The following is a 25,645-nucleotide window of genomic DNA, read 5'->3' as shown; positions in this document are numbered from 1 at the left end:
TGATCGTGATCCGGCCCCCGGTCACCGTCCGTAGGGGCCCGGCGGGCTGGGCGGAAGGAATCCGGACGGGCCCTGCCCCGCCCAGGGAGGGCCGGAGGTCCGGTTCGTCCCGGGGCGCGGCGGGGTGCGCAGGAACGCCTGCCTGGCCAGCGACATCAGGTTGAGCAGCGAGTCGCGGCGGGTGACGAACCAGCGCTGGTCGGCGACGCCGCGGTCGGCGCGCTTGTGCAGCAGCGCCAGCTCCGTCGCGGCGAGCTGGTAGTCGGTCATGGCGCGCCCGGCGGGCGGGCCGCCGACGACGCGGGCCCAGCGGCGGGCGGCGCGGCGGGCCGGGAGGGAGCGCAGCATCCGGATGTCCTGCGGTGTCACCAGGCCCGTCGCGGCGTACGTCGGCAGGTACGTCTCGATGCGGCGGACGGTGCCCCGGCGCTCGACGAACACGACCACGACCAGGGCGACCAGGATGCAGAAGTCCAGCGCGTAGACGATGCCGAGGCCGCCGAGCCCGAGCGTCGCGGAGCCGTTCCACAGCCCGTGCAGGATCATCGCGCCGAGCAGCCCGGCGAGCGGCGCGATGATCTGGCCCCGCCGGTGCGTGGCGGCGTAGGCGACGCCGAGGCCGATCATCGAGGTGAACAGCGGGTGGCTGAGCGGCATGATCAGGCCGCGCAGGATGAACACGGCCCCGAGCTGCTCCGTGCCGCCCTCCTCGAACGCCCGCATGTAGTACGTGATGTTCTCCATCATGGCGAAGCCGAGGCCGACCATGGCGGCGTAGATGATCCCGTCGGCGAATCCGTCGATCTCGTTGCGGCGGAACCAGAGCATGCCGAACAGGACGGCGCCCTTCAGCGTCTCCTCGATGACGGGGGCGCCGAAGGTGGCGCTGACGAAGTGGCCTTCGGGCTCGCCGAAGATGGGGACGGTGACGTACAGCAGGCCGGCGGTGTTGAGCACGAGGGCGCCGAGCACGGCGACGCCCGCGCCCCACATGAACGAGAACGCCAGCGCGCGCGGCGGTTCCGGCTCCAGCCGGTCCAGGGTGAGCGCGAGGGCGATCAGCACGGGGATCGGGACGATGGCGAGCAGCGCGCCCACCCAGAACCCCGGTCCCCCGTACACGGCGGTGACGCCGAGCGCGATCACGGCGCACAGCCCCGACACGGTCATGCCGAGGATGAGGCCGACCGGGGGCCTGCCGGGAATCCGCCCTTCGAGCACCGCCTTGGGGTCCACACGCGCCATGACGCGAAGCGTAACGGCAGGTAGGGCGAAGTGCTAAGCCCGGGCCATCACGGACGGTCACCGTCCGCGGGGAAAACCGTGGTCAGTGCAGGATCGGGTCGATGGCCACGGCGGTGAACAGCAGCGCCAGGTAGACGTTCGAGAGGTGGAAGAACCGCATCGGCCGCAGATGGACGCCGGTCACCCCGGCGCGGACCGCGTTCAGCAGCCGGTGCCCCTCGGCGAGGAAGACCAGGCCGAGCACGACCGCGACGGCGCCGTACACCGGGCCCATCCCGGCCACCGGCCACAGCAGCAGCGAGCACGCCACGGTCGCGTAGGTGTAGGCGAGGCTCTCGGTGACGACGCGCCGCTCGGTGGCGACGACCGGCAGCATGGGGACCTTGGCGACCGCGTAGTCCTCGCGGTAGCGCATCGCGAGCGTCCACGTGTGCGGCGGCGTCCACAGGAACACGACGCCGAACAGGACGAACGGGGTCCAGGCGAGGCCGCCGGTGACCGCCGCCCAGCCGATGAGGACGGGCATGCACCCGGCGATGCCGCCCCACACGACGTTCTGCGGCGTGCGCCGCTTGAGCAGCAGCGAGTACACGAAGACGTAGAAGAGGATCGCGAACAGCGACCCGGCCGCGGCGACCGGGTTGACGGCGAGCAGGAAGCCCGCCGTGGACAGCGCCGCGAGCGTGACCCCGAAGATCAGGGCGCGGGCGGGGGTGACCTGGTGGCGGGCCAGCGGGCGGCGCCGGGTGCGGCGCATCTTGGCGTCGATGTCGCGGTCGATGTAGCAGTTGATCGCATTGGCGGCCCCGGCGGACATGGTCCCGAACGCCAGCGTCAGCAGCACGGTCGACAGCGGCGGGACGCCCCCGGCCGCCAGGAACATCACCGGGATGGTGGTGATCAGGAGCAGTTCGATGACGCGCGGCTTGGTCAGCGCCACGTAGGCGCGTACGCTCGCGCCGATCGTCCTGGGGACGGCCTGTTCGGCGGGCGCGAGCGGGGTCACGGGCGCCCCCGGCACCTGCTCACCGTCCTCCAGCCCCCACCCGCCACCGTTCAACCGACCGGCGTCGAGCTCTCCGTCGATCTCGACCCCGCGCTTGTTACTGAGCACCGTCACAATCGGGTCCACGTCCAACTAGGGATGAGAAATCGCGTACCAACTCGGCGGCGCCCCCGCGATCCGGGCCGGCCTCGGCTGGGTGCAACTTCGGCTTCGGTCTTGCTGCCGCGGCCGCTGTCGTCAACCGCGCCCTCACTGTAGTCCGCCCCCTCCGGGGGTCGCGCACCGGGTCACCGGACGCCCCGCGCGGCGTCGCCCGTCCGGCGCGCGTCCCCGCGTGTCCCCCGGACGGACCCCTTCCCGGAGAGTCGCCGGATCCCCCGCGGGATCACCCGTGCGGGGGGTTAGCCCCCGGGGCGTTCGGGCAAGGGTGCTTGAAGCGGCGCGGCCCCCCGAGGACGCGGCGCCTCGTGCCCGCCTGCGGCGACCCTCCCGCGCGATAGGCTCGCTGGGGGCGCGGCATGATCTTCGCCGGCCGCGGACGCGGCCGGCGCACGGGGCCAGCGGGAAGACCGATCGCGTGCCCGGGCCGTGCCGTGCCCGGCCGTGGCGGCGGCACAACCTACAGAGTGTCATTACACCGGTTCGAGAGGAGCCTGGCGTTCCGTGAGCAGGGACAACAGCACGTTTGAGTGGTCCGACCAAGACCGGCGGGCGGTGGATCTGATCCGCGTCCTCGCCATGGACGCGGTCGAGGAAGCGGGCTCCGGTCATCCTGGAACGGCGATGAGCCTCGCGCCCGCCGCCCACCTTTTGTTCCAGCGGTTCCTCCGGCACGATCCGACGGATCCGCACTGGCCCGGCCGGGACAGGTTCGTGCTCTCCTGCGGGCACTCCAGCCTGACCCTGTACATCCAGCTCTACCTGTCGGGCTACCCGATGACGCTGGACGACCTGAAGGCGCTGCGCAAGTGGGGCAGCCTCACCCCCGGCCACCCGGAGTTCGGGCACACGGCGGGCGTGGAGACGACCACGGGCCCGCTGGGGCAGGGCGTCGCGAACGCCGTCGGGATGGCGATGGCGGCGCGCCGCGAGCGCGGCCTGTTCGACCCTGACGCGCCGCAGGGCGAGTCGCCTTTCGACCACACGGTCTGGGCGTTCGCGTCCGACGGTGACATCCAGGAGGGCATCAGCCACGAGGCGAGCGCGCTGGCGGCCCATCAGCGGCTCGGCAACCTGGTGCTGCTCTACGACGACAACCACATCTCGATCGAGGACGACACCGCGATCGCGCTGTCGGAGGACGTGCCGGCCCGCTACGCGGCCTACGGCTGGGACGTCCACCGGGTCGACTGGACCGAGGACGGCGACTACGAGGAGAACGTCACCGCGCTCGCGGCGGCGTTCACGGCGGCGAAGGCCGACACGTCCCGCCCGTCGTTCATCGCGCTGCGGACGATCATCGGCTGGCCGGCGCCGAACAAGAAGAACACCGGCAAGATCCACGGCTCGGCGCTCGGCGCCGACGAGGTCGCCGCGACCAAGCGGATCCTCGGCGTCGACCCGGCCGAGTCGTTCCACGTCCCCGAGGACGTCCTGGCGCACACCCGCAAGGTCTGCGACCGCGGCCGCGCCGACCACGCCGAGTGGAACAAGGCGTTCGGCGCGTGGCGGGAGGCCAACCCCGAGCGGGCGGCCGAGTTCGACCGGATCGCGGCGCGCACGCTGCCGAACGGCTGGGAGGGCGCGCTGCCGGAGTTCGACGCCGGCACCGACGTCGCGACCCGCAAGGCGTCCGGTGACATCCTGGCGGCGCTGGCGCCGGTGCTGCCGGAACTGTGGGGCGGCTCGGCGGACCTGGCCGACAGCAACAACACGACGATGAAGGGCGAGCCGTCGTTCATCCCCGAGGAGTTCCAGACCAAGGAGTTCCCCGGCCACCGCTACGGCCGCACGCTGCACTTCGGTGTCCGCGAGCACGCGATGGGCGCGATCTGCAACGGGATCGCGCTGCACGGCGGGACCCGCCCGTACGGCGGCACGTTCCTGATCTTCAGTGACTACATGCGCCCGGCGGTCCGGCTGGCGGCGCTGATGAAGCTGCCGGTCACGTTCGTGTGGACGCACGACTCGATCGGCCTCGGCGAGGACGGCCCGACGCACCAGCCGGTCGAGCACCTGTGGGCGCTGCGGGCGATCCCGGGCCTGGACGTCGTCCGGCCGGCGGACGCCAACGAGACGGCGGTGGCGTGGCGGACCGTCCTCGGGCACACCGACCGCCCGGCGGGCATCGCGCTGACCCGGCAGAAGCTGCCGACGTTCGACCGCGGCGGCGAACTCGCGTCCGCGGAGGGCGTCGCCAAGGGCGGCTACGTGCTGGCGGACGCCGACGGCGGGCAGCCCGATGTGATCATCATCGCCACCGGCAGCGAGGTCCAGCTCGCGCTGGAGGCCCGGACGGCCCTGCAGTCCGAGGGCACCCCGACCCGGGTCGTGTCGATGCCGTGCGTGGAGTGGTTCGAGGCGCAGTCCGACGCCTACCGGCAGGAGGTCCTGCCGCCCGGGGTGCACGCCCGCGTGTCGGTGGAGGCCGGGGTCGCGCTCGGCTGGCGCGGCTTCGTCGGCGACGCCGGCGAGTCGGTGAGCCTGGAGCACTTCGGCGCGTCGGCCGACCACAAGACGCTTTTCCTGCAGTTCGGCATCACCTCCGAGCGGGTCGTCGCGGCGGCGAAGGCCAGCCTGATCAAGGCCGGCGTCAAGCACGCCGGGCGAGGCGAGACCACCGGCAACTAGGACCGTGACGAGGAGCATCGATGAGTGAGATTCTGAAGGAGCTCTCGGACGAGGGCGTGTCGATCTGGCTGGACGACATCAGCCGTGAGCGGCTGCGGACGGGCAACCTGGCGGACCTCGTCAAGGACAAGCACGTCGTCGGCGTCACGTCCAACCCGACGATCTTCGCGAAGGCGCTGAGCAAGGGCACCGCCTACGACGACCAGGTCCGCGACCTGGCGGTGCGGGGGGTGGACGTCGAGGAGGCGTCCCGCGCGATCACCACCTACGACATCCGCTGGGGCTGCGACGTGCTCCGCCCGGTGTACGACCGGACGGACGGGCTGGACGGCCGCGTGTCGATCGAGGTGGACCCGCGGCTGGCCCGCGACACCCGCCGGACGGTCGCCGAGGCGCGGGCGCTGTGGTGGCTGGTGGACCGGCCGAACCTGTTCATCAAGATCCCGGCGACGAAGGAGGGCCTGCCGGCGATCACGGCGGCGCTGTCGGAGGGCATCAGCGTGAACGTGACGCTGATCTTCTCGCTGGAGCGCTACGGCGAGGTCATCGACGCGTTCTTCGCCGGGCTGGAGAAGGCGCGTGAGAACGGCCACGACCTGTCGAAGATCGCGTCGGTGGCGTCGTTCTTCGTCAGCCGGGTGGACACCGAGATCGACAAGCGGCTCGACAAGATCGGTTCGGAGGAGGCGAAGGGGCTGCGCTCGAAGGCGGGCCTCGCCAACGCCCGGCTCGCGTACGCGCTGTACGAGGAGAGGTTCGGCACGGACCGGTGGAAGGCGCTGAAGGACGCCGGGGCCCGTCCCCAGCGTCCGCTGTGGGCCTCCACCGGGGTGAAGGACCCGGACCTCAACGACACGCTGTACGTGGACGAGCTGGTCGCGCCGGGCACGGTCAACACGATGCCGGAGGCGACGCTGGCGGCCGAGGCCGACCACGGCCAGGTCCGCGGCGACACCGTCCGGGGCGCCTACGACGAGTCCCGCGCGCACATGGCGGCGCTGAAGGACGCCGGCGTCGACTACGACGACGTCGTGAAGGTGCTGGAGGACGAGGGCGTCGAGAAGTTCGCGGTGTCGTGGAAGGAGATGCTCGACTCCATCACCGGCGAGCTGGACTCCAAGAGGGCCGGCGCGTGACCTCGGTGGTGACCGCCGGGGGGATCTCGGTCACCATCCGCGGCACCGTCGTCGACGAGAGCGAGACGGTCCTGGACCGCCTGGTCTCCGACGGCGTGCCGGGCTCTCTGACGTCCGGCAACGCGAAGCTGTGGGGGCCCGACGCGGCCCCGCTGGCCGCCCGCCGGCTGGGCTGGCTGGACCTGCCGGAGGCCTCGCGGTCTCTGACGGGCCTGCTGGCCGAGCCGGCGGGCGAGGCCCGTGAGGCAGGGCTCGACCGGATCGTGCTGGCGGGCGCGGGCGGGCCCGCGGTCGCCGCGGAGGCGATGTTCCGGTCCGCGTTCCGGTCCGCGGCGGAGCCGGCAGAGCTGATCGTGCTGGACACCACCGATCCGCACGAGGTGTCGGGCGTCCTGGCGGGCGACCTGCGCCGGACGGTCGTGGTCGTGGTGGGCGAGAGCATCGAGGCGGAGTCGCTGCGGCGCGTCTTCGGGCGCGCGTTCTCCGAGGCGGGGCTGGGCGGCGCCGAGCTGGCGCGCCGGTTCGTCGTCGTCGCGGAGGAGGGGTCGGCGCTCGAACGGGCCGCCCGGGAGGTGGGCCACCACCTCGTCCGCGCCGAATCCGACGTCGACGGTCGTTTCGGCGCGCTCGGCGCGCGGGCGCTGGTCCCCGCCGCGCTCGCCGGCGTCGACGTGGACGTGCTGCTGGACCAGGCGTCCCGGCTGACGCCGACGCTCCGGCAGCCCTACGACAATCCGGCCCTGGCGCTGGGCGCGGCGCTGGGCTCCTCCGCGCTCGGCGCCCGCGACAAGCTCGTCATCGCCGACCACGGCTCCGGCCTGGACGGCTTCGCCGGGTGGGCGGAGCAGCTGATCGGCGGCGCGCTGGGCAAGGACGGCAAAGGCCTCCTGCCGGTCGTGGTGGAGAGCGCCGACGCGCCCGGCTTCGAGCTGTCCGGCGACCTGCGGCGCGTCATCCTGGGCCGCCGGCAGGACGAGCCCGGCCCCGGACGCGAGGCGGGGGTGAACGTCGCGGGCCCGCTCGGCGCGCAGTTCCTGCTGTGGGAGTACGCGGCGGCGGTGGCGTCCCGCGTGCTGGGCGTCGACCCGTTCGACGAGCCGGACGTCGGCGAGTCGGTGCAGAGCACGGCGGCGCTGCTGCGGTCGGAGGAGGGCACCGCGCCCACGGTCGTGCGGAGGCCGCCGGAGCTGGTGTCGGGGGCCGTGGAGGTGCACGCCGCCGAGGACGCGCTGCGCGGCGCGCAGACGCTGCCCGAGGCGCTGGAGGTGATCCTGGACGGCGTCCCGGACGGCGGCTACCTCGCCGTCCTGGCGTACCTGGACCGCCGTGGCGATGCGGCGGCGGCCGGGTTGCGGCCGCTGCTGGCGGCGCGGTGCGCGAAGGTCCGCAGGAGTCCGGCGCCCGTCACGTTCGGGTGGGGGCCGCGCTACCTGCACACGGCCGGCCAGTACCACAAGGGCGGCCCGCAGAACGGGGCGTTCCTGCAGGTCACCGGTGCCTTCACCGAGGACGTCCCGGTGCCGGGGCGGCCGTACAGCCTCGGGGAGCTGCAGCTCGCGCAGGCGTTCGGCGACCTGCGGGTGGTCCGGTCGCTCGGCCGTCCCGTCTACCGCCTGCATCTGCGCGACCGCGCGGAGGGTCTCGCTCAGCTGACCGAGGCGCTCGCCTGACGCGGGCTCTCCCGTCGCGGTGCTCCGTGTGGCCCGGCGCTCACCCGACGCGGTGAAGAAGATCGAGGGAGAGGTCGCCAATGCCCATTCTCTCCTGAAACGATGGGGGGCAGGAGGGAACGGTGTCCGGATTCGACGTATTGACGCGCGGCGACGTGCTGGACTCGGCGCTGCAGGCGAGGGACTACCTCGTCAGCTGCGGCGTCCCCGGCGCGCTGGCCGCCAAGGACCCGCGGCTGTGGGGGCGGCGCGCGGTCGACCACAGCAGGCTGGGCTGGCTCGACCTGCCGTTCGCCTCCCGCGGCCTGCTGAGCCAGGTGGACGGCCTCGTCGCGGAGGCGCGCTACTCGGGCCTCGACCACATCGTGCTGATCGGCGTCGGGGCGGAGAGCCTCGCCGCCCAGGCGATCATGGAGGCGCACGCACCGGCGGTCGCCGCCGGCGCGGCGGGACAGGGCGCGGCGGGACAGGGCGCGGGCGGTCAGAGCTCGAGCGGGCAGGGCACGGGCGAGCTGACCGTGCTGGACGGCAGCGATACCGCGGCGCTCACGTTCGCGATGGAGCGGCTCGACCGCACGCTGGTCGTGCTGGCCAGCAAGGCGGGCGTGTCGCTGGAGGGCGACGCCTACCGGCGGATCTTCACCGGTGCGTTCCGTGAGCGGGGGCTGTCGGAGCGGGAGATCGCGGGCCGGTTCCTGGTGATCACCGATCATGGGAGCCCGCTGCACGACTTCGCCCGGCAGTGCGGCTACCGGATCGGGCTCACCGACCCGTACCTTCCCGGGCATTTCGGGGCGCTGTCGGCGTACGGGCTCGTCCCGGCCGTCCTCGCGGGCGCCGACGCGGAACGGCTGCTGGACGAGGCGGCGTCGCTGGTGCCGTCGCTGGGCAAGGACGAGGACAACCCGGGCCTGCTGCTCGGCGCGGTCCTCGGTGGCTGCGCCCAGCAGGGGCCGGGCGGCCTGGCCCGCGACAAGGTGCTGCTGCGCGAACCCGGCGGGCCGGGCGCGCTGAGCAGCTGGATCTCCCAGCTCCTCGCGGTCGGCACCGGCAAGCGGGGCCGCGGGGTGCTGGCGTTCGAGCCGCCGGGCGGGCGGGGCGACTTCCCGGACGTGCACGGCGTGTCGATCAACCCGCGGTCGGCGGCGCAGGACGAGTCCGACACCTCGGTGTGGGCGCCGCTCGGCGCGCAGTTCCTGCTGTGGGAGTACGCGACGGCGGTCGGCGGATGGCTGCTCGGCGTGAATCCGTTCGAGGCGGGCAGCACCGTCGTCCAGGAGTCCGAGGACGACGCGGCGACGATGCTGCGCTCGGCGGGCGGCGGCCCGCTGACCGCGGAGGAGCCGGTGTACGCCGAGGACGGCATCGAGGTGTACGCCGACTTCCCGTGGCCGCCCGGCGCGGAGCTGCGGACCGTCCTCGGCGGGCTGGTCGCCTCGGTTCCCAACGACGGGTACCTGTCCGTCATGACGTACCTGTCGGGCGACTTCTCCGGCCGCTACCTCGCGCCGTCCATGGCGCGCGGGTCCGGTCGTCCCGTCGCCTACGGGCCGGGCCCGGCGTACCCGCACGCGACGGGGCCGGTGCACAAGGACGGACCGGGCAACGGCGCGTTCCTCATCATCACCGGCGACCCCGCGCCCGGCGACACGCTGGCCTCGCACCCCATTCCCGGCCGCCCCTACAGCCTCGCGAAACTGCAGCTCGCGCGCGCCCTGGCGGAGCTGCGGGCGCTGCGGGAGCGCAGGCTGCCGGTGATCCGGCTGCATCTGCGCGACCCGGTGGAGGGCGCGGGCAAGCTCACCGAGGCGATGCGGTCGGTGGCGGGAGCGCGCCGGCCGTGACCTTCACCGCCGTCGTCTCGGGGGAGACGGCCATCACCGCCCGCGGCCCGCTGAAGGAGGCCGCCGAGCGGGTCCTGGGCCGGCTGTGGATCGACCAGGTGCCGGTCCGGCTGGCGTCGGAGGACGCGTCGCTGTGGCCGTCGACCGCGACCGCCGGGCTGGAGGGCCGGCCGCTGTGCTGGCCGGGGCAGCCCGGGCCGGCCCGCGCGGTGCTGGACCGTGCCGAAGAGCTGCGTGCGCGGGCCCGCGCGGACGGGCTGACCGAGGTGGCGCTGCTGGGGCGCGGCGCCCCGGCCCGCGCCGCGGAGCTGATCGTCGCGGCGCACCGGCTCACCGAACGGGACGCGGCCGCGGCCACGGCCGCCCGGGAGGACGGGGACGAGGACGACGACGCCCCGGCCGGCGCCGGCGTGTCACCGTTCACCGTGCTCGACGGCCCGGAGCCCGGCCCGCTGCTGCGCATCCGCGACGACCCCGAGCGGCTGAACCGGACGATGATCGTCGTCACCGGCGACGATCCCGGCACCGACACGCTCCGCCAGGTGTTCGCCGAGACGCTCCGGGACCTCGGCCTGTCCCCCGCCGAGATCGCGCGGCGGTTCGTCACCGTCGCCGAGCCGGGCGCGGCGGCGGCCAAACGCGCGACGGAGGCGGGCCATTCGCTGGTCGAAGCGCCCGCCCCGACCGCGTTCGGCGCCCTGTCCCCCTACGCGCTGGTGCCCGCCGCGCTGGCCGGCGCCGACGTGGGGCCGCTGCTCGACGCGGCCACCGCCGTCCTGCCCTCGCTCACCAGGCCGGAGAACAATCCGGGCCTCGTCCTCGGCGCCATCCTCGGCGGGGCGGTCCGCACCGGCCGGCGGACGGCCGTGCTCGGCGGCTACCCCGCGGCGCTGCCGGGCATCGCCGGATGGGTCGCGCTGCTGCTGGAGGAGACGGTCCGCGGGCGTCTCACCCCCGTCGTCCAGGGCGGCGGCCTCCCGCTGAGCCCGGCCGACGACCTGTTCCTCGTGACGTTCGACGGCCGCCCGCACCAGGACGACTCCACCGTCACCGGTCCGCTCGCCGCCCAGCTCGTCGTGTGGGAGTACGCCGCCGCCGTCGCCGCCTACCTGCTGGAGCTGGACCCCCTCGCGCCGCGGGACCGCGCGGCCCCGATGACGCTCGACGACGGGTCGGGCGACCCGCTGTTCGCCGACGGCGACCCCGGCCGGGCCGTGGAGGTGCACACCACCGTCCCCGCGCTGGCGGCGGCGACCGACCTGCCGCGGCTTCTGGACGCGCTGACCGTGGGGATCGGCGCGGACGAGCACCTGGCGATCGTCGCCTACCTGGACCCTGACGAGACGCGCGGGCAGGGGACGCAGATCCGCAGGCTCGCCGCGCTGCTCGCCGCCCGCTGCGGCCGCCCGGTGACGGTCGGCTGGGGCGGCCGGCAGCCCGCGGGCGGGAATGATCAGCCGGACGGAGGCGTATTCCTGTTGGTGACCGGGAACGTGGTTCGCGACGTACCCGTCCCGGACCGGCATCACCGGCTCGGCATGCTGCAGCTCGCCCGGGCGCTCGCGGACGCCCGCGACGCACGCGCGGCGGGCCGCCCGGTGGTCCGGCTGCACCTGCAGAACCGCTGGGCGGGGCTCGCCCGGCTCCTCGACTCCGCCAGGGCGGACCCCGCAAGAGGAGGGGATTGAACGCGCCGCCCCCGCGGCGCGCACTCGCTTCAGTTCTTTCTCGTTTCGTTCGTTCACGCACAGAGCACGGGGTCAGGACCAAGATGTTCGAAGGACTGGTACGACTAGTCCCAGCGCCGTCAGAGGCGGCGCCGTTGAAGGCAGTGCCACCGGAGGGGGCCACGTGACCGACCCAGCCAATCCGCTCCGCGACCCGCGGGACAAGCGCCTGCCGCGAGTGGCCGGGCCGTGCGTCCTCGTGCTGTTCGGGGTCACCGGGGACCTGTCCCGCAAGAAGCTGCTGCCGGCCATCTACGACCTGGCGAACCGCGGGCTGCTGCCGCCGGGCTTCTCCCTGGTCGGCTTCGCCCGCCGCGAGTGGGATCACCAGGACTTCCGGGAGATCGCCCACGAGTCGGTCAAGAAGCACGCGCGGACCCCGTTCCGCGAGGACGTGTGGACGCACCTGTCGGAGGGCATGCACTTCGTCCCCGGCACGTTCGACGACCCGGGCGCGTTCGACGCGCTGTCGATGGCGGTGAAGGAGCTGGACGAAACGCGCGGCACGGGCGGGAACTACGCGTTCTACCTGTCGATCCCGCCGAAGTTCTTCCCGCAGGTCGTGGAGCAGCTGCAGCGCTCCGGGCTGGCCGAGCCCAACGAGGAGGCCTGGCGCCGCGTCGTCATCGAGAAGCCGTTCGGACACGACCTGAAGAGCGCGGTGGAGCTGAACGACACCGTCCACCGCGTCTTCCCCGAGGAGTCGATCTTCCGGATCGACCACTACCTCGGCAAGGAGACGGTGCAGAACATCCTGGCGCTCCGGTTCGCCAACGCGATGTTCGAGCCGATCTGGAACCGCTCGTACGTCGACCACGTGCAGATCACGATGGCCGAGGACATCGGCATCGGCGGCCGCGCCGGGTACTACGACGGGATCGGCGCCGCCCGCGACGTCATCCAGAACCATCTGCTGCAGCTGCTGGCGCTGACGGCCATGGAGGAGCCCACGTCGTTCAGCGCCGAGGCCGTCCGCGCCGAGAAGGCCAAGATCCTGTCCTCGGTGCGGGTGCCCGGGGATCTCGCGGAGTCCACCGCGCGCGGCCAGTACGCGGCCGGATGGCAGGGCGGCGTGAACGTCAGCGGCTACCTGGAGGAGGACGGCATCCCCGCCGACTCCCGCACCGAGACCTACGCGGCGATCAAGCTGGAGATCGAGAACCGGCGCTGGGCGGGCGTCCCGTTCTACCTGCGCACCGGCAAGCGCCTCAGCCGCCGGGTGACGGAGGTGGCGATGGTGTTCCAGAAGGCGCCGCACCTGCCGTTCTCGCACACCGACACCGAGGAGCTCGGGCAGAACGCCCTGGTCATGCGGGTGCAGCCGGACGAGGGCATCACGGTCCGGTTCGGCTCGAAGGTGCCCGGCACCTCGATGGAGATCCGCGACGTCAACATGGACTTCGCCTACGGCGAGTCGTTCACCGAGACCTCTCCGGAGGCCTACGAGCGGCTGCTGCTGGACGTGCTGATCGGCGACCCGCCGCTGTTCCCGCGCCAGGAGGAGGTCGAGCTGTCCTGGAAGATCCTCGACCCGATCGAGGAGTTCTGGGCGAGCCGCGGCGACCTCGACCAGTACAAGTCCGGCGGCTACGGGCCCGACAGCACCGATGAGCTGATGGCGCGCGACGGGCGCGTCTGGCGGCGGCTCTAGATGAACGGGGGCTCTGCATGAACATCGACCTGACCGGTACCACCACCCGCAAGATCCAGGACGCGCTGACCCAGTCGCGGCACCTGATGGGCGGCCCCGCCGTCGGCATGGTGCTCACCCTGATCATCGTGACGGACGAGTCGGCGCAGTACGACGCGGTGCGCGCGGCGACGGAGGCGGCCCGCGAGCATCCCTGCCGGGTGCTGACCGTCATCTCCCGCGACCCGCGCGGCAGTTCGTCCCGGCTGGACGCCGAGATCCGGATGGGCGAGACGGGCCCGGGCGAGACGGTGCTGCTGCGCATGTACGGGCCGCTCGCCGAGCACGCCGACTCGGTGGTCGTCCCGCTGCTGATGCCCGACACCCCGGTGGTGACGTGGTGGCCGGGCGGCAAGGTGCCGAAGGTGCCGGCCAAGGACCCGCTCGGGACGCTGGCTCAGCGCCGGGTGACCGACTCCTACGCGGCCCGCGACCGGCTCGGCACCCTCGCGCAGCTCGCCGAGGGGTACCGTCCGGGCGACACCGACTTCACCTGGACGCGGCTGACCTCGTGGCGGTCGCTGCTGGCCGCCGCGCTCGACCAGGACCACGACGAGGTCACGGGCGGCGAGGTGGCGGCCGAGCCGGACAGCCCGAGCGCGGAGCTGCTGGCGGCGTGGCTGTCGGTCCGGCTGGGCGTCCCGATCGGCCGGACGGTCTCCGAGGGGCCCGGCATCACGGGCGCGCGGCTTGCGACGACGGGCGGCGACATCCAGATCCACCGGCCGGACGGGCGGGTCGCGACGCTGTGCCGGCCCGGCCAGCCCGACCGGCAGGTGTCGCTGATGCGGCGCCCGATGGCCGAGCTGCTGGCCGAGGAGCTGCGCCGGCTCGACCCCGACGAGGTGTACCGCGACGCCGCCGCCCGGTTCGCCAAGGACCTCGCGGGCGGGTCGACGAGGGAGGGCGTGGCGAGCGAGCCGCTGTCGGCGACGGCGGAGGCGGCGCGGACCGAGCCCGCCATGGACGCCGTCGAGAGGGACGAGGACGCGCCCGGCGAGCGGGGGGACGCGTGAGCGCCCCGTCGGTCCTGGTCCACCGCGACCAGGATGTGCTCGCCGAGGCGGCCGCGGCGCGGCTGGTGACGCGGATCGCGGACGTCCAGGCGGCCCGGGGCTGGGCGTCGGTGGTGCTGACCGGCGGCGGCGTCGGCACGGCGGTGCTGGCCGCGCTGGCCGGCACCGGGGCGCGCGACGCGATCGACTGGGGGCGCCTGGACGTGTGGTGGGGCGACGAGCGGTTCCTGCCCGCCGGCGATCCGGAGCGCAACGAGACCGGTGCCCGGGAGGCGCTGCTCGACCGCGTCCCGGTGGATCCGGCGCGGGTGCGTCCGATGCCGGCGGCGGACGGGCCGGACGGGGACGATCCGGAGGCCGCGGCGGAGCGGTACGCCGCCGAGCTGCGGTCGGCCGCGCGTCCCGGCGAGGACGGTCCCGCGTCGTCGTTCCCGGTGCCGTCGTTCGATGTGCTGATGCTGGGGGTGGGCCCGGACGCCCACGTGGCGTCGCTGTTCCCGGAGATGCCGGCGCTGCGCGACGAGCGTCCGGTGGTGGCCGTGCGGGGCGCCCCGAAGCCGCCGCCGACGCGGATCTCGCTGACGTTCCCGTCGCTGCGCGCCGCACGCGAGGTGTGGTTGCTGGCGTCGGGCGACTCGAAGGCCGAGGCCGTCCGGCTGGGGCTGTCGGAGGCGGAACCCGTGAAGGCACCGGTCGCGGGCGCGCGGGGCCGGGAGCGGACCCTGGTCCTGCTGGACCGGGCGGCCGCCTCACGGCTTCCGCCCGGACGCGTCACCGAACCCTGACCGTGATGGTCGGGTCTTGACCCGGCTGAGAGAAAACTGAAGAGTACGGCTCCTTTCGCATGCCCTCCGCAAAACCGTGCATACCCTGACGAGGGGGTAACCCGCGTCTAGTGAGGAGTCTCAGGTGCTGAAGGGTCGGACCGGGACGGCGAGTGCGGCGATCATCGGGGCGGCGGTCATCGCGGTCGCCGGCTGCTCATCCGGTGGCGACGGTGACGGCGGCGAGGGCGGGGGCGGCGGCAAGGCCGCGGACCCGGTGAAGCTGTCCATCACACCACCGACCGGTACGAAGCAGGTCGCACCGGACAAGCCCGTCGTCGTCCGGGCGGAGAACGGCAAGCTGACGAACGTCACCCTCACCCACGGCCAGAAGGACGAGAAGGCCGAGGGCAAGCTCGCCGCGGACGGCACGTCGTGGCGGTCGTCGTGGACGCTGAAGCCGTCAACGACGTACACGCTCACCGCGAAGGGCACCGGCCAGGGCGGCGAGCAGGTCGACGCGACCTCCACGTTCACGACGCTGAAGCCGGACGAGAAGCTGGAGAGCGGCATGTCGCCGCTGGACGGCGAGACCGTCGGCGTCGGCATGCCGGTCCAGCTGCTGCTGTCGCGGCCGGTGAGCACGAAGGCCGGCAAGATCGCGGTGGAGAAGGCCCTGGAGATCCAGATGTCCGAGCCCGTCGAGGGCGCCTGGTACTGGATCAGCGACAAGGAGGTCGACTTCCGTCCCCGCGAGTACTGGCCGACCGGCCAGGAGGTGAAGGTCACCGCTCACCTGGCGGGCGTGAAGGTGGCCGACGGCGTCTACGGGGTCGAGGACCGCACGGCGAGCTTCACCGTCGGTGAGCGGCACATCACCACCGTCGACGCCGAGAAGCACCGCGCGACGGTGACCAAGGGCGGCGAGACGGTGAAGACCATGAACGTCAGCCTCGGCAAGCCCGGCCACGAGAGCTACAGCGGGACGATGATCGCGCAGGAGAAGGCGAAGAAGATCATCATGGACTCGGCGACGACCGGCAACCCGGGCGAGTACCGGATCCCGACGAAGTGGAACGTCCGCCTCACCTACAGCGGCGTGTTCGTGCATTCGGCGCCGTGGTCGACCGCCTCGCAGGGCGAGGACAACGTCAGCCACGGGTGCGTGAACATGTCCCCCGGGAACGCCAAGTGGTTCTACGACTTCACCAACCGGGGCGACATCGTCAAGGTGACGGGAACGTCCCGGAAGCTGGAGTTCGGCAACGGCCCGACGCCCTGGGCGAAGTCCTGGGAAGGCTGGCTGGAGGGCAGCGCGATCGGCAAGCCGGTCATGGGCACCCCGCTCAAGTGACTCCGCTCAGGCGGCCCCGCACCGCGGGCGGCCGGTGAGGTCACTGGCACACTTGGTGACATGCAGAAGCTCTCGTTGGACGCACTGGTACGGGACCATCTGAAGCGCGCCGCCGCGGCCTCCACGGGACGCAGCGCCGACACCGTCTACGGCGGTCACGAGCACGTCCTGCGCCAGACGCTCATCGCGCTGACCTCGGGCACGACGCTGTCGGAGCACGAGAACCCCGGCGAGGCGACGATCACGGTCCTGCACGGGCGGGTGCGGCTGCTGAGCGGCGGCAACGCCTGGGACGGGATCTCCGGCGACCTGCTGATCATCCCGCCGGCGCGGCACAGCCTGGAGGCGCTGGAGGACTGCGCGATCCTCCTCACCGTCGCCAAGACCCCCTGAGCGGCGCCGCCTGCCGGAACCGGGAACCGCCGGTCCGTCCGGGCAGGCCGGCGGGGCCTGCCCGAGGGTCAGCCGCGGCCGCGGGTGCGCGAGGCAGGCGCCGGGTCCGGCGAAGGGCTCCGGCCGGTCGGCCTCGACCGGCGCGTCCAGTTCCGTCCCGTCGCGGCGGCGGGGACGCCCGGTCGCCATGGCGCTCATCCCTCCGCGCGGCCGGGTGCCTACCAAAGTCGATGGCCGGGCCGACCTGCGGCCGCTTCCCCGGCGGGGCGGCGTGGCTAACGTTGACCCCGTGCATCTCAGGCGATCGTCGCGCGACTGGCTCGGTGACCTGGCGGTCACCGCCGGGGCGGTCCTGCTCGGGGTGTTCATGCTCCTGGCGTCCCTGAACGACTTTCCCGAGGGCTCCAAGACCGCGATACCCCGGGACGTCGCGACCGGGGTGGTCTCCTGGATCGTCATGCTGCTGTGGCGGCGCCGGTACCCGGTCGCCGTCGCCCTCCTGATGATCGTTCTCCAGCTGACGGCGGCGACCGTGCTCGGGACCGCCGCCGCCGCGGTGTTCTCCGTGGCGATGCTCCGGCCCTGGCGGACGAGCATCCCGGTCGCCGGCACCGCCGTGCTGGTGTTCGTCGGGCTGTTCTGGCTCGCGCCGCTGTCCGAGCGCGAGTTCCGCGAAGGGGTCGTCTCCTTCGGCCTGCTGTACGCGGTGCTCGTGTCCTCGGGGATGCTGGTGCGGTCCCGGCGGCAGCTCATCGCGTCGCTGAAGGAGCGGGCCCGCGCCGCCGAGACCGAGCAGCGGCTGCGCGTCGAGGAGGCCCGGCTCCTGGAACGCGAACGGATCGCCCGCGAGATGCACGACGTCCTCGCGCACCGCATCTCGCTGCTCGCCGTGCACGCGGGGGCGCTGGAGTTCCGCCCGGACACGCCCGCCGACCAGCGCGAGGCGGCGGGAGTCATCCGGCAGAGCGCCTACGAGGCGATGGAGGACCTGCGCGAGGTGATCGGCGTGCTCCGCGACGACACGCCCGGCACCGACCCGGAACGGCCGCAGCCGACGCTCGCCGACGTGCCCGGGCTCGTCCGGGAGTCGCGGCGCGCCGGGGGCCGCGTCACGCTGGACGAGCACGTCCCCGAACCGGGCCGCGTCCCGTCGCGCGTCGGGCGGCACGCCTACCGGATCGTCCAGGAGGGGCTGACCAACGCCCGCAAGCACGCGCCCGGCGCCGACGTCCGGGTCCGCCTCGACGCCGGGACGGACCTGGACATCGAGATCGTCAACGCGCTGCCGCCCGGCCCGCCCGCGCTCACGATGCCCGGGGCCGGCGCGGGCCTCGTCGGACTCTCCGAGCGGGTGGCCCTGCTCGGCGGCACGCTGGAGCACGGCCGCACCGGCGACGGCCGCTTCCGGCTGCGCGCCCGCCTCCCCCTGTAGCCCTTCCCCGTCCGCATGGCCCCGCGGGACGGTGGGAAGGGGGGAGGCATGGCATCGAACTCCTCGACCCAGCCCGTCCTGGAAGAACTCGACCGCGCCGCCTGCATGCGGCTCCTCGGCGACGCCGGCATCGGCCGCGTGGCCTTCGACGACGGCGAGGGTCCCACGGTCGTCCCGGTGAACTACGCCGTGGACGGGGACGCGGTGGTCTTCCGAACGTCGGTCTCGGGCCGGCTGAACCGCAGCCTGCTGACGACCGTGGTGGGCGGCGAGGTCAGGGCGGCCTTCGAGGTCGACCGGTTCGACGAGCCGAACCGCGAGGGATGGAGCGTCCTGGTGCGCGGCGGCGCCCACCCGCTGAGCGAGGAGGAGAAGGCGACCGCCGCGCAGGTCCAGCCGTGGCCCGGCGGCGACCGCGAGGCCTGGTTCCGGCTTTCGGCGCTGGAGGTCAGCGGGCGGCGCCTGCGCCGGCCGTAGGCCGCGCACGGGCCGTGGGCCCGCGGGCCGTTAGGGTGACGGGATGGACTCCCCGCCCGTCCGCGTGCTGATCGTCGACGACGACGCGCTCGTCCGCGCCGGCCTGTCGATGATGCTGTCGAACGCCGGAGACCTCGAGGTCGTCGGGGACGTCGCGGACGGTGCGGAGGTCGTCGGCGCCGTCAACCGGCACCGGCCCGACGTCGTCCTGATGGACATCCGGATGCCCCGGCTGGACGGGCTCGCGGCGACCGAGCTGCTGCGCGCCCGCCGCGACCCGCCCGAGATCATCATCCTGACGACGTTCGACACCGACGACCACATCGTGCGCGCGATGCGGGCGGGCGCGAGCGGCTTCCTGCTGAAGCACACCCCGCCCCCGGACATCATCCGCGCGATCCGGGAGGTCGCCGCCGGAGAGCCGATGATGTCGCCGGCGGTGCTGCGCAAGATGATGTCCTATGTCGCGGGCTCCGGCGCCGACCCCCGCCAGGCCCGCGCCCGTGAGCTGCTGGACCGCCTCAGCGACGGCGAGCGCGCCGTCGCCGCGCTCGTCGGACGCGGCCGCACCAACAGCGAGATCGGCAGGGAACTGTCGCTCAGCGTCGCCACCGTGAAGGCGTACGTGTCGCGGCTGCTGACCAAGCTCGATCTGAACAACCGCGTCCAGGTGGCCCTCCTCGTCCACGACGCCGCCCTCGACGACTAGCTCTTCGGCCCGCGCGGCGCCAGGGGGACGTTGCGGAGGAGCAGGGCCGCGGCGAGGCCCGCCGCCAGGACGGGGAGGGCGGTGAGGAACAGGTCGGAGAAGGCGGCCGCGAACGCCTCCGCGACACCGTCCTGCACGGGCCCGGGGAGCGTGGACAGGACCTCGGGCCGGACCGCGTCACCGAACGCGGGCACCTGGCCGCCGGGGACGCGCCGCCCGATCTCCTCGGCGAACCGGCTGGAGACGATGGCGCCGAAGACCGCCATGCCCGCGGCGGTGCCGAGCATCCGCGTCGCGAAGACACCGGAGCCGGCCGCGCCCAGGTCGCGGCTCGGGGCGGCGTTCTGCGCGATGAGGATGACGACCTGCTGGGACAGCCCCGCGCCGAACCCGAGCAGCGCCATGTAGCACCCGGCGGTGAACAGGCCCGTGCGGGCGTCCATCGTCGCGAGCAGCGAGACGCCGGCCGCGCTGAGCGCCATGCTCGCGGCGGGCAGCCGGTGGTAGCGGCCGGTCCGGTGGATGTACTTGCCGGCGCCCATCGCGGCGGCGACGAGGCCGACCATCATCGGCAGGAGCAGCAGCCCCGAGTCGGTCGCGCCCACTCCCCCGACGACCTGGAAGAACATCGGCAGGTAGGTGGCGAGCCCGAACCCGGTCGCGCCGCCCACGGCCGCGACGGCGCAGGCCACGGCGAACGACCGGTCGCGGAACAGCCGCGGCGGGATGACCGGCTCGGCGGCCGTCCGCTCGGCGAGGACCCACGCGGTGAACAGCACCGCCGCCCCCGCCCCGAGGCCGAGGACGACCGGCGAGTCCCACGCGTACCGCGTCCCCGCCCAACTGGTGAACAGGGTGAAGCAGGTGACCGCCGCGCCGAGGAGGACGATGCCGAGGTAGTCGATCCGCGGCCCGCGGTCCGGCCTGGGCAGCCGCAGGAACAGCACGGTCGTCGCGGTGGCGGCGACGCCGAGCGGCAGGTTGACGTAGAACACCCAGCGCCAGGAGGCGTGGTCGGTGAGGAAACCGCCGATGAGCGGGCCCGCGATGCTGGACACCGCGAAGATCAGCGCCGAGTATCCCTGGTACTTCGCGCGCTCCCGCGGCTCGAACAGGTCGCCGGTCAGGGCGAACATCGAGCTCAGCAGGCATCCGGCGGCGGCGCCCTGGACGACGCGGAACACGATCAGCCAGTTCATCGACGGAGCCGCCCCGCACGCCGCAGATCCCGCCATGAATCCGAGGAGCCCGATCAGCAGGACCGGCCGGCGTCCGAACAGGTCCCCCAGCCGTCCCGACAGGGGGACGGTGACGCTGGTGGCGAGCACGTAGGCGGTCGAAACCCACGCGAGCCGGTCGAGCCCGCCGAGCTCCCCGACGAGCATGGGCAGCGCGGTGCCGAGCACCGTCGCGTCCAGCGAGGACATGAGCCCGGCGAGCATCAGCCCGCCGAACACCAGCAGCCGATGCCGGCGGCTCATCGGCGCCGCCTTGCCGGGACCCGGCCGTCCGGGACGGGGTGTCGTAACCATGTGCACCTAACATTCATATGCTTAACGCAAATGAATGCTAGACACATACAGATGAGCGACGCAACCTAGCTAGACTTGTCACCATGAGCGACGAGGCGTTGCACGGCGGAGCGGTGGACGGCGGAGCGGTGGACGCCGTCGAGCGGAGCATGGTCAAGCTGCGGCGCGGCATGTCGCGGCAGCGGCTCGGCAAGGCGGCGATCCGGGAGCACAACCTCCCCGTGGACGTCCAGGTCCTGCACGTCGTGGACGTCATCGACGAAGGCCCCGACCACGCCGGCCAGGAGATGAGCGTCGGCCTGGTCGCCGCGCGCCTCGGCGTCGACGCGTCCCGGGGCAGCCGCATCGTCGCCGAGGCCGTCAAGTCCGGCTACGTCCGCCGCGTCGCGTCCCAGGAGGACGGCCGCCGCATCCACCTGGAACTCACCGACGCCGGGCGGGCCGTCGTGGACGCCACCCGCCGCACCCGCCACGAGCACTTCGCCAAGGCCATGAGCGACTGGACGGACGAGGAGCGCACCGAGTTCGCCCGCCTCCTGTCCCGCTTCGTCCACACCTACGACGACTGACCGGCGCTCACGACCCCGTGGTCGAGCCGGGGCGCACGATCATGAGGACGACGACGATCGCCCACAGCAGGTTGAAGACACCGGTGAGGGCGGTCAGCCGTGTCACCACGCCGTCCCGGGCGGCGGCCTTCAGCAGCCGCTGCTGGGCGGGCAGGATCGCCACCGCCAGGATGCCGGCCGCGATCGCGGTCAGGATGATCGAGGCGATCAGCCACGCGTCGGTGAGGACGCCGAGCTGCGCGGCGGTCGCGAACCCGAAGGCCGGGACGGCGAGGCCGAGCAGGGCGTAGCCGCGGCAGATCCGGTGCAGGAACGCGGCCGTCCCGGCCGATTCCCCCGCCTCGGGCTGCTTCACGTAGCGGGGAAACAGCGAGGCCGCGACGGTGATCGGACCGATCGCCAGGATCGCCGCCAGGACGTGCACGGACAGCAGGAACTCCGTCATTGGGTACCCTCCAAATATGTTGGCTGCCAATACGTACCACGTCTACTCAAAGGTTGTGTAGGCTGCCTACCTATGAGGGCGGACGCGGTACGCGGGCATCTGGACGGGCTGCTGCTCGCCGCGCTCGAAGGCGGCCCGCTGCACGGCTACGCGATCATCGCGGCGGTCCAGGAACGCAGCGGAGGGGCACTGGAACTGCGCACGGGCACGATCTATCCGGCGCTGACGAAGCTGGAACGGCTCGGCCTGCTGCGCAGCACCTGGGATTCCGTCGGCGAGCGGCGCCGGCGCTCCTACGAGCTGACCGACGCCGGACGCCGGCGCCTGGCCAGCGAGCGGTCGGCGTGGGAGGAGTTCACGGCCGCGATCGGCTCCGTCCTGAACCCCGCGGCACCTCCGCACCCGGCCTCATGACCGCCACCGGAGACGTCGTCGAGGACTACGTCGCGTCCCTGGCGGCGAACCTGCACGGCCCGGCGCGGGTCAAGGGCCGGATGGTCGAGGAGATCCGCGACGGTCTCCGCGACACCGTCGAGGCGCACGCGGTCGGCGGCATGCCCTACGACCGGGCCGCCCACCAGGCCGTGCGCGAGTTCGGGACCGGAGCGGAACTCCTCCCCCACTGCCAGCGGGAACTCACCATCGCGCAGACCCGGCACACCGCCCGCACCGCCGCCCTGACGGTCCCGTTCCTGATCGGGTGCTGGCTGCTGATCTGGACCGCCGACCTCGACCGGGAATGGCCGTCACGGCTGCTGACCGTCCATCTGGCCGGTGTCGCCGCCACCGCCGGGCTGCTCGCCGCGACGACCCTGGCCGCGACCGGCCCCCTCGCCCTCCGCGTCCCCACGCCGCGCCGGCTGCCCCTCGCGGTCGCCTGGACCGGCACCACCGCCGGAGCCGCGATGGGGATCGCCGCCCTCGCGCTCGTCGCCGCCTCGATCCTGGCCGCGCACTGGCCGCTGATGGTCCTCGCCGGCGCCCTCACCGCCGCGTCGCACGCCATGGTGGCGTCCTCCGCCCGCGCCTGCCGCCGGTGCGCCCGCCTGCTCCCTCCGCACGGCGCAGGCCAGGCGTAGTAAAGCGCCACCCGCGACGGGACTAGGCTCGCCCGGGTGGACGAGGCCGAACTGCTGACGAAGGCCCGCGCCGGCGACCCGGCGGCGTTCGACAGGCTCGCCGCCCCGTACCGGGGTGAGCTGAAGGCGCACTGCTACCGCATGCTCGGCTCCCTGCACGACGCGGAGGACGCACTCCAGGAGTCGATGCTCGCCGCCTGGCGCGGCCTGGGCGGGTTCGAGGGACGCAGTTCGCTGCGCACCTGGCTGTACCGGATCAGCACCAACGCGTGCCTGCGGCTGGTCTCGAAACGCCCGCGGCGCCTCCTGTCCCCCGACCACGGCCCGCCGCGCCGCGACACCGGCGACCTCGGCGAGCCGGTCACCGGCCCGGTGTGGCTGGAACCGTGGCCGGACGACGTTCCCGACGACGATCCCGGCCCGGCCACCGCGTTCGCCCGCCGCGAGGGTGTGGAACTGGCCTTCGTCGCGGCGTTGCAGCACCTGCCGGCCACCCAGCGCGCGGTGCTCATCCTCCGCGAGGTGCTGGAGTTCTCCGCCGCCGAGGTCGCCGAATTCCTCGACATCACGCCCGCCGCCGTCAACAGCGCCCTGCAGCGCGCCCGCAAGGCCGTCCGGGAACGGGTACCGCCCACCGCACAGCAGACCGAACTGTCGGCCCTCGGCGCGGACGGGCGGCGCGAACTGATCGACGCGTTCGTGACGGCGTGGGAACGCGCCGACGTGGACACCATCGTCACCCTCCTCGCCGACGACGCCCGCTTCACGATGCCGCCGCTGCCCGCCTGGTTCGACGGCCGCGACAGCGTCGTCCGGTTCTTCACCGAACGCGTCTTCGCCACCCCCTGGCGCCTCGTGCCGATCCGGGCCAACGGGCAGCCCGCGTTCGCCTGCTACCAGCAGAACCCCGACGGGCGCTTCCGCATCGGCGCGATCAACGTCCTCGGCCTCCGCGACGGCCTGATCACCGAGCTCGCCGGCTTCCTCGACCCCGCCCTGTACCCCCTCTTCGGCCTTCCGGAAGAATTTTCGCCCTGACCGATGAATCCGCGGCGCCCGCCGTCTCTCCCCCCGTGAAAGCACATCCAAGAGGAGAGCACCGATGCGCAAGCTGATCGTCATCAACATCATTTCGCTCGACGGCTACTTCGAGGGACCGGGCAACGACGTCATGGCCCTTCCGATCGACGAGGGATTCAGCGAGTACAACGTCGAACGCCTCCGCGCCGCCGGGACCCTCCTGCTGGGACGCGCCAGCTACGAAGGCTTCAGGAGCTACTGGCCGCCGATCGCGGACGACGCCTCCGAGCCGCCGGTGGAGCGTGAGATCTCCCGCCTCAACAACGCCATCGACAAGGTCGTCGTCTCCGACACCCTCACCCCGGAGGAGACGGCCCCCTGGCACGACACCGAGATCGTCAAGCGCGCCGACGCCCACGCCCGGGTCGCCGCCCTCAAGGAGAGCCCCGGCAAGGACATCGTCATGTTCGGCAGCCACACCCTGTGGAACGACCTCCTCGCCGCCGGCCTGGTCGACGAACTGCACACCATGATCGGAGCGGGCGTCCTCGGGGCCGGGACCCCGATGTTCGAGGGCGCCGCCCCGGTCCGGCTGCGGCTCCTGGAGGCCCGGGCCCTCCCGGGCTCCGAACTCGTCCTCATCCGCCACGCCCCCGCCGCCGCGTGACGCATCCGCCCCGGCGGCCCTCGCGCCGCCGGGGTGGCCACGCGAACCGGGCCGCACTACCTTGGGTCGGTGGATTTCGTCAAAGCCGCCGCCTTGATCGCCGTCGGCTCCGGCTTGCTGTGGGGCTGCTGGGTCGAAGTACTCGCATGGTCCCGGCGCCGCCGCCGCGGAGTACGGACGACCGGGGTCGTCGTCGGGCACCGCACCCCGGCCGCGGCGAGCCCCGGAACCATGCAGCGGTCGGGCGTCTTCGAGTTCACGACCGAGGACGGCCGGGCGGTCCAGGCCACCAGTTCCCTGTCCACGCCGCGCGGCCCGCGGATCGGAGCCCGGATCCCCGTCGTGTACGACCCGGCCGACCCGGCGGGCACCGCGGACCGTCCCGGCGTCCTCGCCTTCAAGATGATCGCGCTTCTTCCCCTCATGCTCGTCATCGGCGCGGCCCTCGTCGTTTACGGCGTCACGTTCCTGACATGACCGGCCTCAGCGATCAGCTCACCGCGACGCTGATCTCCGGAGGGGTCGCGCTGATCGTCGCCCTCCTCGGGATCGGCGGCGCCATCACGGCCCAGCTCGTCACCACCAGGCGCACGTTCCGGAACTCGCTCGCCCTGTTCGAGCGGCAGCACGCCGAACAAGAACGCGTACGCCAGGAATCGCTGCACCGAGAGGACGCCCACCGGTTCACCGAGCAGAGACGCGTCGTCTACGGCAGGCTCCTCCGGACCGCGAACGACCTCGTCCTCGCAGGCGACGCGGAACGCGCCGCCGAAAAGCACTGGGAGCGGCTGCAACGGCAACTGGACCGCACCCGGAATCCGACCGCCGCCCTGCGCGACGCGGCGGCCGAGTCCCGCCTGGCGGCCGATGAGGCACGGGAAGCGAGGAAGAAGCTGGCCACCGAGACCACTGACCTGCTCGAAGAGATCCAGCTCATCGCCGACGACGCGGTGAGGGCCGCCGCCGATGCCCTGAACGCTCGAGCGCGCGACGCCCCGGACGTCTCCGACCGGGGCTACGGCGACGCCAGGGCAGGTTTCCTCAACGCGGCCCGGCAGGAACTCGGCATGGGTGCCTGAC

At 73.2% G+C, this 25,645-nt stretch carries 24 protein-coding genes; 20 read left to right on the top strand and 4 right to left on the bottom strand.

The genetic code is table 11. From position 1 onward, the window contains the following. Positions 1-21: 21 nt before the first annotated feature. Both ACTWPP_RS35120 and ACTWPP_RS35115 read right to left on the bottom strand, forming a co-directional pair. Complete coding sequence (locus ACTWPP_RS35120; protein ID WP_443108718.1) at positions 22-1,245, bottom strand: PrsW family intramembrane metalloprotease; 1,224 nt, start codon at positions 1,243-1,245, stop codon at positions 22-24. An 82-nt stretch (positions 1,246-1,327) separates the two neighbouring features. Beyond that, on the bottom strand, positions 1,328-2,251 hold the full coding sequence (locus ACTWPP_RS35115; RefSeq protein ID WP_443108825.1) for a heme o synthase: 924 nt from the start codon (positions 2,249-2,251) through the stop codon (positions 1,328-1,330). 663 nt (positions 2,252-2,914) lie between these two features. Here ACTWPP_RS35115 and tkt point away from each other — a divergent pair. The 13 genes from tkt to ACTWPP_RS35050 all read left to right on the top strand — a co-directional run bounded on the left by tkt (position 2,915) and on the right by ACTWPP_RS35050 (position 19,253). Next, positions 2,915-5,041 carry a transketolase gene (gene tkt / locus ACTWPP_RS35110; RefSeq protein WP_443108717.1) on the top strand — a complete coding sequence of 709 codons (2,127 nt, stop codon included), beginning with the start codon at positions 2,915-2,917 and terminating at the stop codon, positions 5,039-5,041. 20 nt (positions 5,042-5,061) lie between these two features. Beyond that, on the top strand, positions 5,062-6,177 hold the full coding sequence (gene tal, locus ACTWPP_RS35105; protein ID WP_443108716.1) for a transaldolase: 1,116 nt from the start codon (positions 5,062-5,064) through the stop codon (positions 6,175-6,177). After that, on the top strand, positions 6,174-7,847 hold the full coding sequence (locus ACTWPP_RS35100) for a glucose-6-phosphate isomerase (RefSeq protein ID WP_443108715.1): 1,674 nt from the start codon (positions 6,174-6,176) through the stop codon (positions 7,845-7,847). Before tal ends, ACTWPP_RS35100 begins: the two co-directional genes overlap by 4 nt. Before the next feature lie 122 nt (positions 7,848-7,969). Further along, entirely contained in the window at positions 7,970-9,691 is a 1,722-nt protein-coding gene (locus ACTWPP_RS35095; RefSeq protein WP_443108714.1) for a phosphoheptose isomerase, read from the top strand. Continuing rightward, positions 9,688-11,379: a hypothetical protein gene (locus ACTWPP_RS35090; RefSeq protein ID WP_443108713.1), complete on the top strand. Its 1,692-nt coding sequence runs from the start codon at positions 9,688-9,690 to the stop codon at positions 11,377-11,379. The genes ACTWPP_RS35095 and ACTWPP_RS35090 overlap by 4 nt, the downstream gene beginning before the upstream one ends. Before the next feature lie 163 nt (positions 11,380-11,542). Continuing rightward, positions 11,543-13,069 (top strand): glucose-6-phosphate dehydrogenase, encoded by a 1,527-nt coding sequence (gene zwf / locus ACTWPP_RS35085; RefSeq protein WP_443108712.1) that lies wholly within the window; start codon positions 11,543-11,545, stop codon positions 13,067-13,069. Between the two features lie 17 nt (positions 13,070-13,086). Further along, positions 13,087-14,124 (top strand): glucose-6-phosphate dehydrogenase assembly protein OpcA, encoded by a 1,038-nt coding sequence (locus ACTWPP_RS35080; RefSeq protein ID WP_443108711.1) that lies wholly within the window; start codon positions 13,087-13,089, stop codon positions 14,122-14,124. Next, complete coding sequence (gene pgl / locus ACTWPP_RS35075) at positions 14,121-14,909, top strand: 6-phosphogluconolactonase (RefSeq protein WP_443108710.1); 789 nt, start codon at positions 14,121-14,123, stop codon at positions 14,907-14,909. The genes ACTWPP_RS35080 and pgl overlap by 4 nt, the downstream gene beginning before the upstream one ends. A 124-nt stretch (positions 14,910-15,033) precedes the next feature. Beyond that, positions 15,034-16,242 carry a L,D-transpeptidase gene (locus ACTWPP_RS35070; RefSeq protein ID WP_443108709.1) on the top strand — a complete coding sequence of 403 codons (1,209 nt, stop codon included), beginning with the start codon at positions 15,034-15,036 and terminating at the stop codon, positions 16,240-16,242. 60 nt (positions 16,243-16,302) lie between these two features. Next, a complete protein-coding gene (locus tag ACTWPP_RS35065) occupies positions 16,303-16,635 on the top strand; it encodes a cupin domain-containing protein (RefSeq protein ID WP_443108708.1) in 333 nt (110 codons plus the stop codon). Between the two features lie 289 nt (positions 16,636-16,924). Continuing rightward, positions 16,925-18,067 (top strand): sensor histidine kinase, encoded by a 1,143-nt coding sequence (locus tag ACTWPP_RS35060; RefSeq protein ID WP_443108707.1) that lies wholly within the window; start codon positions 16,925-16,927, stop codon positions 18,065-18,067. A gap of 48 nt (positions 18,068-18,115) precedes the next feature. Next, positions 18,116-18,544, top strand: coding sequence for a pyridoxamine 5'-phosphate oxidase family protein (locus ACTWPP_RS35055; RefSeq protein ID WP_443108706.1), 429 nt, complete (start codon positions 18,116-18,118; stop codon positions 18,542-18,544). Between the two features lie 43 nt (positions 18,545-18,587). After that, positions 18,588-19,253, top strand: coding sequence for a response regulator transcription factor (locus ACTWPP_RS35050; protein WP_443108705.1), 666 nt, complete (start codon positions 18,588-18,590; stop codon positions 19,251-19,253). Here ACTWPP_RS35050 and ACTWPP_RS35045 read toward each other — a convergent pair. Then, positions 19,250-20,734: an MDR family MFS transporter gene (locus ACTWPP_RS35045; RefSeq protein ID WP_443108704.1), complete on the bottom strand. Its 1,485-nt coding sequence runs from the start codon at positions 20,732-20,734 to the stop codon at positions 19,250-19,252. The two genes, ACTWPP_RS35050 and ACTWPP_RS35045, sit on opposite strands and share 4 nt — an antisense overlap. A 134-nt stretch (positions 20,735-20,868) precedes the next feature. Between ACTWPP_RS35045 and ACTWPP_RS35040 the strand changes: the two genes are divergently transcribed. After that, positions 20,869-21,354: a MarR family winged helix-turn-helix transcriptional regulator gene (locus ACTWPP_RS35040; protein WP_443108703.1), complete on the top strand. Its 486-nt coding sequence runs from the start codon at positions 20,869-20,871 to the stop codon at positions 21,352-21,354. Positions 21,355-21,361: 7 nt separating this feature from the next. Here ACTWPP_RS35040 and ACTWPP_RS35035 read toward each other — a convergent pair whose 3' ends face one another. Then, positions 21,362-21,799, bottom strand: a complete 438-nt coding sequence (locus ACTWPP_RS35035; RefSeq protein ID WP_443108702.1) for a hypothetical protein — start codon at positions 21,797-21,799, stop codon at positions 21,362-21,364. Positions 21,800-21,871: 72 nt separating this feature from the next. Between ACTWPP_RS35035 and ACTWPP_RS35030 the strand changes: the two genes are divergently transcribed. The 6 genes from ACTWPP_RS35030 to ACTWPP_RS35005 all read left to right on the top strand — a co-directional run bounded on the left by ACTWPP_RS35030 (position 21,872) and on the right by ACTWPP_RS35005 (position 25,644). Further along, positions 21,872-22,213 (top strand): PadR family transcriptional regulator, encoded by a 342-nt coding sequence (locus ACTWPP_RS35030; protein WP_443108701.1) that lies wholly within the window; start codon positions 21,872-21,874, stop codon positions 22,211-22,213. Beyond that, on the top strand, positions 22,210-22,878 hold the full coding sequence (locus ACTWPP_RS35025) for a permease prefix domain 1-containing protein (RefSeq protein WP_443108700.1): 669 nt from the start codon (positions 22,210-22,212) through the stop codon (positions 22,876-22,878). The genes ACTWPP_RS35030 and ACTWPP_RS35025 overlap by 4 nt, the downstream gene beginning before the upstream one ends. A gap of 36 nt (positions 22,879-22,914) precedes the next feature. After that, a complete protein-coding gene (locus tag ACTWPP_RS35020; RefSeq protein WP_443108699.1) occupies positions 22,915-23,916 on the top strand; it encodes a sigma-70 family RNA polymerase sigma factor in 1,002 nt (333 codons plus the stop codon). A gap of 64 nt (positions 23,917-23,980) precedes the next feature. After that, positions 23,981-24,565, top strand: a complete 585-nt coding sequence (locus tag ACTWPP_RS35015; RefSeq protein ID WP_443108698.1) for a dihydrofolate reductase family protein — start codon at positions 23,981-23,983, stop codon at positions 24,563-24,565. A 69-nt stretch (positions 24,566-24,634) separates the two neighbouring features. Beyond that, positions 24,635-25,042, top strand: a complete 408-nt coding sequence (locus tag ACTWPP_RS35010) for a hypothetical protein (protein ID WP_443108697.1) — start codon at positions 24,635-24,637, stop codon at positions 25,040-25,042. Beyond that, positions 25,039-25,644, top strand: coding sequence for a hypothetical protein (locus tag ACTWPP_RS35005; protein WP_443108696.1), 606 nt, complete (start codon positions 25,039-25,041; stop codon positions 25,642-25,644). The genes ACTWPP_RS35010 and ACTWPP_RS35005 overlap by 4 nt, the downstream gene beginning before the upstream one ends. The last annotated feature ends 1 nt before the right edge of the window (position 25,645 follow it).

It is taken from the genome of Actinomadura sp. 3N407, assembly GCF_052245875.1.
Lineage (GTDB): Bacteria > Actinomycetota > Actinomycetes > Streptosporangiales > Streptosporangiaceae > Spirillospora.
The sequence above is the reverse complement of the archived record's forward strand: the minus strand, read 5'-3'. Positions and strand labels throughout refer to the sequence as shown.